Raw genomic sequence first — 7245 nt, forward strand, 5'->3', positions numbered from 1 at the left:
TCGCGAGCAAGCTCGCTCCCACAGGAATGTCGATTTTTCGAAATAACGATCATGAAAAAGCCCCGCACTTCTTTCGAAGGCGGGGCTTTTTCATGGCTTTCGGCGGTTCAAACAGCACCAAGCCGTTCGACCATATCCGGAAACTTCTCGACCAGTTTGATCAACAAAGCTGCCTGGGCGTTAGGCTTGGATTTTTCCTGCTCCCAGTTTCTAAGGGTGCCCGGACTGGTCCTGATGCTCTTGGCGAAAACGGCTTGGGACATATGGAGCCTGTCGCGCAGGGCCACGATTTCCTGGGCCGACACCTCGGGAACCGGTTTGTCTTCGATCGAAATCTGGCGAAGGGTAATCTTGCCCTCGCGGTGAGCGGCCATCTCCTCGACGCCTTGCATCATCTCGGCAAACAGATCGCGCTTTTTCATAAGGTACCTCGTACTTTCAACTCAGCTTCTATGGCGCGCTTGAGCGTCTTCTCTTGCTCGGAGGTCAGGTTTTCCAGTTCGTCCTTGTCATAAATCGCAAACATCCAGAACTGACGATCATGCCTCAACCAATAATAAATGACCCGCAGTCCACCTCGTTTCCCTTTGCCGCGACGTTCATCGAACCAACGCAGCTTACGGAAGCCACCGGTACGTGGCATGACGTCACCGGCCTCTGGATGCTGCAGCATGTAGAACTGAAGCAGGCGATATTCATCATCGGTCAGGTAATGATCAACCGTGGCAGTGAACGTAGTCGTTTCAAAAAATAAGGTTCGCATGGCAGAAACTATAGGCAAATCGCCTATAGATCAACAAGCCAGAATCTATTGCGACGAATGACAGCGGCTCGCCATGACCCATTTCGAAAAAAAGCCCCGCACATCTCTCGAAGGCGGGGCTTTTTTGCAGCGTCTGAAGCTTAAGGCGCGTAAGTCAGCAGCAACTCACTCGGGACCTTGAAGTCCAGGGACATCATGACGCTCAGGGCGGTGATGGTGAAGATCGAGAACACGAACAGCTTGCGTGCCCAGACCCTGTCATCCACCGCCTTGTAGCCGGTCCAGGCCATGTACAGCCAGTACATGCCCATGGCGGCGGCGACGGCGAGGTAGCTCATGCCGGCGTAGCCGCTGAAGGTCAGCATCAAGGTCGCCACCAGGAACGCCAGGATGTACAGCAGGATATGTTTCTTGGCCACCTGGATGCCGCGCTTGACCGGCAAGACCGGAATCGAGGCTGCCAGGTAGTCGTTGAAGCGGAAGATCGCGATGGCATAGGAATGCGGCATCTGCCACAGGCTGAACATCACCAGCAGCGTCAGCGCGGCCATGTCGAAGCTGTTGCTGACCGCGACATAACCGATCACCGGCGGCATCGCTCCCGACAAACTGCCCACCAGCGTGCCGTGGACCGACTTGCGCTTGAGGTACAGGCTGTAGAGGCCGACATAGATGACAAAACCGATCACCGCGAACAACGCCGCCAGCGGATTGGCGACCCAGTACAGCAACGCCACGCCCGCCACGCCCAGCACCGTGGCGAATACCAGGGCCAGCTTCAGCGAAACCAGGCCCTGGACCAGCGCCCTGTTCCTGGTGCGTTCCATCTTGATGTCGATGTCGCGGTCGATGCAGTTGTTGAACACGCAACCGGACGCCACCACCAGGGAAGTGCCGATCATCGCCGCCAGGAAGATGGCCAGATCGACATGCCCTTTCGAGGCCAGGAAGAACCCGCCCGCCACAGAAAGCACGTTACCGAAAATGATCCCCGGCTTGGTGATTTGGATAAAGTGCTTCAGTGACATCCGGACTTTCCTCAGTGCGCCATCATGTTGGTGTGGATGCTGAACATGATCCACAACGACAGGCCGACCAGCAGAACGATCACCAACGCAGCGAAGACAAACGCAATCACGTTGTTACGCTGGGCGGCCGAGCGGTCCAGGTGCAGGAAGTACACCAGGTGGACCAATACTTGGACCACGGCGAAGATCAGAACGATCCAAAGCGTCAGGCTCTTGGGCAGCGATGGGTACATCACCAGGCCGAACGGAATGACGGTCAGGATCACCGACAGGATGAAGCCGATGGCGTAGGACTTGACGCTGCCGTGGCTGGCGTCGTGGCCATCATGGGAATGAGCGTTAGCCATTTACAGAGTCCCCATCAGATAAACAACGGTGAATACGCAGATCCACACCACATCCAGGAAGTGCCAGAACAGGCTCAGGCAGCTCAGGCGCGTCTTGTTGGTGGCGGTCAGGCCCTTTTTCTGGACCTGGTACATCATGATCGCCATCCAGATCAGGCCGCTGGTCACGTGCAGACCGTGGGTGCCGACCAGGGTGAAGAACCCGGACAGGAAACCGCTGCGGTTAGGACCGAAGCCTTCGGAGATCAACATGTGGAACTCGTTGATTTCCATGCCGATGAAGCCGGCACCGAACAGGAAGGTCATGGCCAGCCAGCCCAGCACCTGGTTCTTCTTGCCCTTGAACAGCGCGAGCATGGCGAAGCCGTAGGTGATCGAGCTGAACAACAGCAGCGCGGTTTCACCCAGCACATACGGCAGTTCGAAGATGTCGTGGCCCGACGGGCCACCGGCGACGTTGTTGACCAGCACCGCGTAGGCCGCGAAGATCGACGCGAACAGAATGCAGTCGGTCATCAGGTAGAGCCAGAAACCGAATACGGTCATCTCGCCCGAGTCGTGGTGATGGTCATCATGCCCATGGTCATGACCATGGGCGTGTCCAACATTGGTCACTAAGTTCGACATGGTTTAAGCCTGTTCCAACGAGGTTTCAACACGGGTGGCGGTGGCAGGGACTTTCCCGGCCGCGACCAGGCGCTTGTGCTGCTCGGCTTCGATGCGTTCGATGACATCCACCGGCACCATGTAGCCCTGATCGTCACGGGCGGCATGGATGGCGAAATACACCACGGTGCCGACCAGGCTGGCGATGGCCAGCCACCAGATGTGCCAGATCATCGCGAAACCGAACACGGTCAACAGTCCGCCCATGACCACACCGGTGGCGGTGTTATTGGGCATGTGGATCGGCGAATACTTGGCCGGAGTCTGGTACGCGGTACCGTTTTCCTTGGCTTCGGTGAACGGGTCGATCACGTCTGCTTTCGGCAGCACGGCGAAGTTGTAGAACGGTGGTGGCGAAGAAGTCGACCACTCCAGGGTATGGGCATTCCACGGGTCACCGTGTTCGCACATGTTTTCCGGCTTCTTGCGGTCACGCACGCTGACGTAAAGCTGGATCAGCTGGCAGGCGATACCGACAGCGATCATCACCGCACCGAACATGGCGACGTACAGGTACGGCACCCACTCAGGGTTGGTGGTGGTGTTCAGGCGACGGGTCATGCCCATGAAGCCCAGTACATAGAGCGGCATGAACGCGACGAAGAAACCGGTGATCCAGAACCAGAACGCTGCCTTGCCCCAGCCTTCGTGCAGCTTGAAGCCGAACGCTTTCGGGAAGTAGAAGGCGAAGCCGGCGATGTAGCCGAACACCGCGCCGCCAATGATCACGTTGTGGAAGTGCGCAATCACGAACAGGCTGTTGTGCAGCACGAAGTCCGCACCCGGGATGGCCAGCAGTACGCCGGTCATGCCGCCGATGGCGAAGGTCACCATGAAGCCCAGGGTCCACATTACGTGGCTGGTGAAGCGCAGGCGCCCCTGGTAGATGGTGAACAGCCAGTTGAACAGTTTCACCCCGGTCGGGATCGAAATCAGCATCGTCGCCAGGCCGAAGAAGGCGTTGACGCTGGCCCCCGAGCCCATGGTGAAGAAGTGGTGCAGCCAAACCATGAAGCCCAGTACCGAGATCGCGCCGGAAGCGTAGATCATCGAGTGGTGGCCAAACAGCTTCTTGCCGGAGAACGTCGAGATGACTTCGGAGAAAATACCGAACGCCGGCAGGATCAGGATGTACACCTCAGGGTGACCCCAAGCCCAGAACAGGTTGACGTACATCATTGGATTTCCACCCAGTTCATTGGTGAAAATGTGGAAATCCATGTAACGGTCAAGCGTCAGCAGAGCCAGTGTCGCGGTCAGGATCGGGAACGAAGCGACGATCAGGACGTTGGCCCAGGTGCAGGTCCAGGTGAAGATCGGCATGTCCATCATTTTCATGCCCGGGGTACGCATCTTCAGCACGGTGGCGAGGAAGTTGACCCCCGTCAGCGTTGTCCCCAACCCGGATAGCTGTAGCGCCCAGATGTAGTAGTCCACACCCACGCCCGGACTGTATTGCAGCCCCGACAATGGCGGATAGGCAACCCAACCGGTCTTGGCGAATTCGCCGACACCCAGGGAAACGTTGATCAGCACGACGCCGGACACCAGCAGCCAGAAGCTCAGGGAGTTCAGGAACGGGAAGGCAACGTCACGGGCACCGATCTGCAGCGGCACTGCCAGGTTCATCAGGCCGGTGAAGAAAGGCATCGCCATGAAGATGATCATGATCACACCGTGGGCGGTGAAGATCTGGTCATAGTGTTCAGGCGGCAGGTAGCCGGGCGAACCCTCGGTGGCCATGGCCAACTGGGTACGCATCATGATGGCGTCGGCAAAACCGCGCAGCAGCATGACCATGGCGACGACGATGTACATCACGCCGATCTTCTTGTGGTCGACCGAGGTCAGCCACTCAGTCCACAGATAGGTCCACTTCTTGAAATAAGTGATACCTGCGAACAATGCCAGACCACCGAACGCGATGATGGCGAGGGTCACCATGACAATCGGCTCGTGGAACGGGATCGCTTCCCAACTTAATTTACCAAACATCGTTTACTCCTCTGCCCCGGCAGCTGAATGCGAGCTCATGTCCATCCCTTCCATGTTGTGAGCCACTTCCTTCTCGCCCTTCTCGTGATGCATCGGCTTGCCCGGATTCATCCCTTCATACTTGTCGATGATGGTCTGGAACAGGTTCGGCGTTACCGACGAGTAGAGTTCGACTGGGTTGTTCTGGCTCGGCTTGGAAAGGGCTTCGTATTCAGCTTTTTCAAGCTGTTTAGGTGCCTTCTTGACTTCGTTTACCCAGGCGTCGAATTCTTCCTGGGTGGTGGCGGTCGCCTTGAACTTCATGCCGGTAAAGCCCGCGCCGCTGTAGTTGGCGGAGATACCTTCGAGTTCGGTGTTCTGGTTGGCGATCAGGTGCAGCTTGGTCTGCATGCCGGCCATCGCGTAGATCTGGCCGCCCAGGCCCGGGATGAAGAACGAGTTCATCACGGTGTCAGAGGTGACCTTGAAGTTGATCGGCGTGTGGGCCGGGAACACGATCTTGTTGACCGTGGCGATGCCTTGTTCCGGATAGATGAACAGCCACTTCCAGTCCATCGACACCACTTCGATGGTGATCGGCTTGACGTCGGAATCCAGCGGACGATACGGGTCCAGGGCGTGGGTCGACTTGTAGGTGACGTAACCCAGGGCAATGATGATCAGCACCGGAATGGTCCATACCGCCACTTCGATCTTGGTCGAGTGGGACCACTTCGGCGTGTATACAGCCTGGGTGTTGGACGCGCGGTATTTCCAGGCGAACAGGAACGTCATGACGATAACCGGCACGACGACCAGCAACATCAGCAGCGTGGCGGTGATGATCAGGTTTCGTTCATCCAGGCCGACCTGGCCCTTGGGATCGAGCAGGGTCATGTTGCAGCCTCCCAGCAACAACGTGCCGAGCAGCGGCAACAAGCCTAGTAATCGGGGGTACCTGTTTTTACTCATCTCACGACCTCTAAAGCAGCTTGCGCAATGCAGTTGGGTTTTGATCGCCAACACTTCACCCTGCCAAGGGTTGGCATTTTCTTGGATTGAATAAGGGCTGCCCGTCGAACGTCAGCGGCTGTTCGACACATCCTGGGCCAGCAGTGAGTTCTTATTCGTTGGTCAAAGGCCTAGTTCAAGCCCAATTCCATTTGGTGCGGATAGTTGGAGGCACCGACACCTGGGGTCGCATGGGGCGCTGGCGCCCGTCGACCACTCTCGTGCTCAAGCCTGAGCCGGGTCGGAAATTCGGTGCGGGCGATTGTAGTGAGCTGAAGCGCCGGAGACCATGTCTCATCCCGAAATAATTTTTATCCAAACCGGCAACAATCTCTTGCCGATATCGCAATGGGCCAGCATCTTATCGAAATTAATTCTCAACAAGAACCCCAAAAAACGTAAGGCTACTACACCCGATTTAGACAGCTCCAGGTCGTATGACTGAGCCTTGATAGCTTTCGGGCGCCCGTTTTTCGGGGGCTTGGCGCAGAAGCGCTTCGCTGTTAAAAATGCCTGCACGAGATAACATCCGCGTCCTCTCCAAAGTGCCAGCAGGCTGTTTTTTTATTACAGATCGAGGCGTCAATTCGCGTCTTGAAAGGGGCCCGGACGCAACATGTGTGACAACGTGTCGCACATTGCCGCAGGCTATTCTTGCCTCGGATCAAGGCTGATCCTTACCGAGCCTGAAACGAAAAACGCCCCGGTTCCTGATAAGGAAACCGGGGCGTCGTCCTACGCTGCCTCAGCGAATGGCTTTGCGGTTGCGCGACACCAGCAATGGCACCAGCACGACGGTCAGCACGAACGCCACCAGCGCCCATTGCGCCAGCGACAATCCGAGGATTGGCGGATACGGGGTGGAGCAGAAACCATCGACCTGGAAGCCCAGCGGGAAGATCTTCGCCAGCGGCAGGTCGTCCACAATCGGTTGCAGCACATCGATACCGCAGCTGACCGCCGGGAAGAACTGGGTGTATACGTGATGCCCTGCCACTCCCGCGCCGGCCAAGGCGCAAAGCACAACCAGGCCTTCAAAAATCGTCAGGCTGCGGCGGCTGCGCATCGCCGCGCCGATGAAGGCGAAGATCGCGATCAACAACAACGCATAGCGCTGCAAAATGCACAGCGGGCAGGGAGCCTCACCAAGGACCACCTGCATATAGAGCGCGCCGCCGATCAGCGCCAGGCAGATCAGTCCCAGCAGCACCAGATAGCGCCGCTCGCGGCCCAGCCGCATCGTTTCCTCGTTCATTGCGTTTTCCTTAAGTGCATGGATCGACGCGCAGCCGTGCGGCACGTGGCGCGTTATCGGATGGCCGAAGTCTACACGCAGAAGATGAACGAGCGGCAGTCGGCAGTATCGAGGGAATAAACAGGAAGGGGGTTAAGCGCGGATTAATTTCAGAACCGCGTCGGCAGAACCAACGCTATCGCGAGCAAGCTCGCTCCCACA

The 7245-nt window shown here is 57.5% G+C and carries 8 protein-coding genes; all 8 read right to left on the reverse strand.

Going from position 1 to position 7245, the window contains the following annotated elements:
- Positions 1-107: 107 nt before the first annotated feature.
- Positions 108-422, reverse strand: coding sequence for a helix-turn-helix domain-containing protein (locus OC610_RS17485; protein ID WP_030139928.1), 315 nt, complete (start codon positions 420-422; stop codon positions 108-110).
- Positions 419-763, reverse strand: coding sequence for a toxin (locus OC610_RS17490; RefSeq protein WP_264429374.1), 345 nt, complete (start codon positions 761-763; stop codon positions 419-421). Before OC610_RS17490 ends, OC610_RS17485 begins: the two co-directional genes overlap by 4 nt.
- Before the next feature lie 140 nt (positions 764-903).
- Positions 904-1791 carry a heme o synthase gene (gene cyoE, locus OC610_RS17495; RefSeq protein WP_181287660.1) on the reverse strand — a complete coding sequence of 296 codons (888 nt, stop codon included), beginning with the start codon at positions 1789-1791 and terminating at the stop codon, positions 904-906.
- Positions 1792-1802: 11 nt separating this feature from the next.
- Entirely contained in the window at positions 1803-2138 is a 336-nt protein-coding gene (gene cyoD, locus OC610_RS17500) for a cytochrome o ubiquinol oxidase subunit IV (RefSeq protein WP_041022358.1), read from the reverse strand.
- Positions 2139-2765, reverse strand: a complete 627-nt coding sequence (locus tag OC610_RS17505; protein WP_030139924.1) for a cytochrome o ubiquinol oxidase subunit III — start codon at positions 2763-2765, stop codon at positions 2139-2141. It abuts the gene before it with no gap.
- A gap of 3 nt (positions 2766-2768) precedes the next feature.
- Complete coding sequence (gene cyoB, locus OC610_RS17510; RefSeq protein WP_264429375.1) at positions 2769-4799, reverse strand: cytochrome o ubiquinol oxidase subunit I; 2031 nt, start codon at positions 4797-4799, stop codon at positions 2769-2771.
- 3 nt (positions 4800-4802) lie between these two features.
- Positions 4803-5750 (reverse strand): ubiquinol oxidase subunit II, encoded by a 948-nt coding sequence (cyoA, locus tag OC610_RS17515; RefSeq protein WP_181287658.1) that lies wholly within the window; start codon positions 5748-5750, stop codon positions 4803-4805.
- Positions 5751-6534: 784 nt separating this feature from the next.
- The gene (locus OC610_RS17520; RefSeq protein WP_264429376.1) at positions 6535-7044 is read right to left on the reverse strand and encodes a disulfide bond formation protein B; all 510 of its coding nucleotides are present in this window, start codon (positions 7042-7044) and stop codon (positions 6535-6537) included.
- Positions 7045-7245: the final 201 nt, after the last annotated feature.

Source organism: Pseudomonas agronomica (assembly GCF_025917275.1).
Classification (GTDB): domain Bacteria; phylum Pseudomonadota; class Gammaproteobacteria; order Pseudomonadales; family Pseudomonadaceae; genus Aquipseudomonas; species Aquipseudomonas agronomica.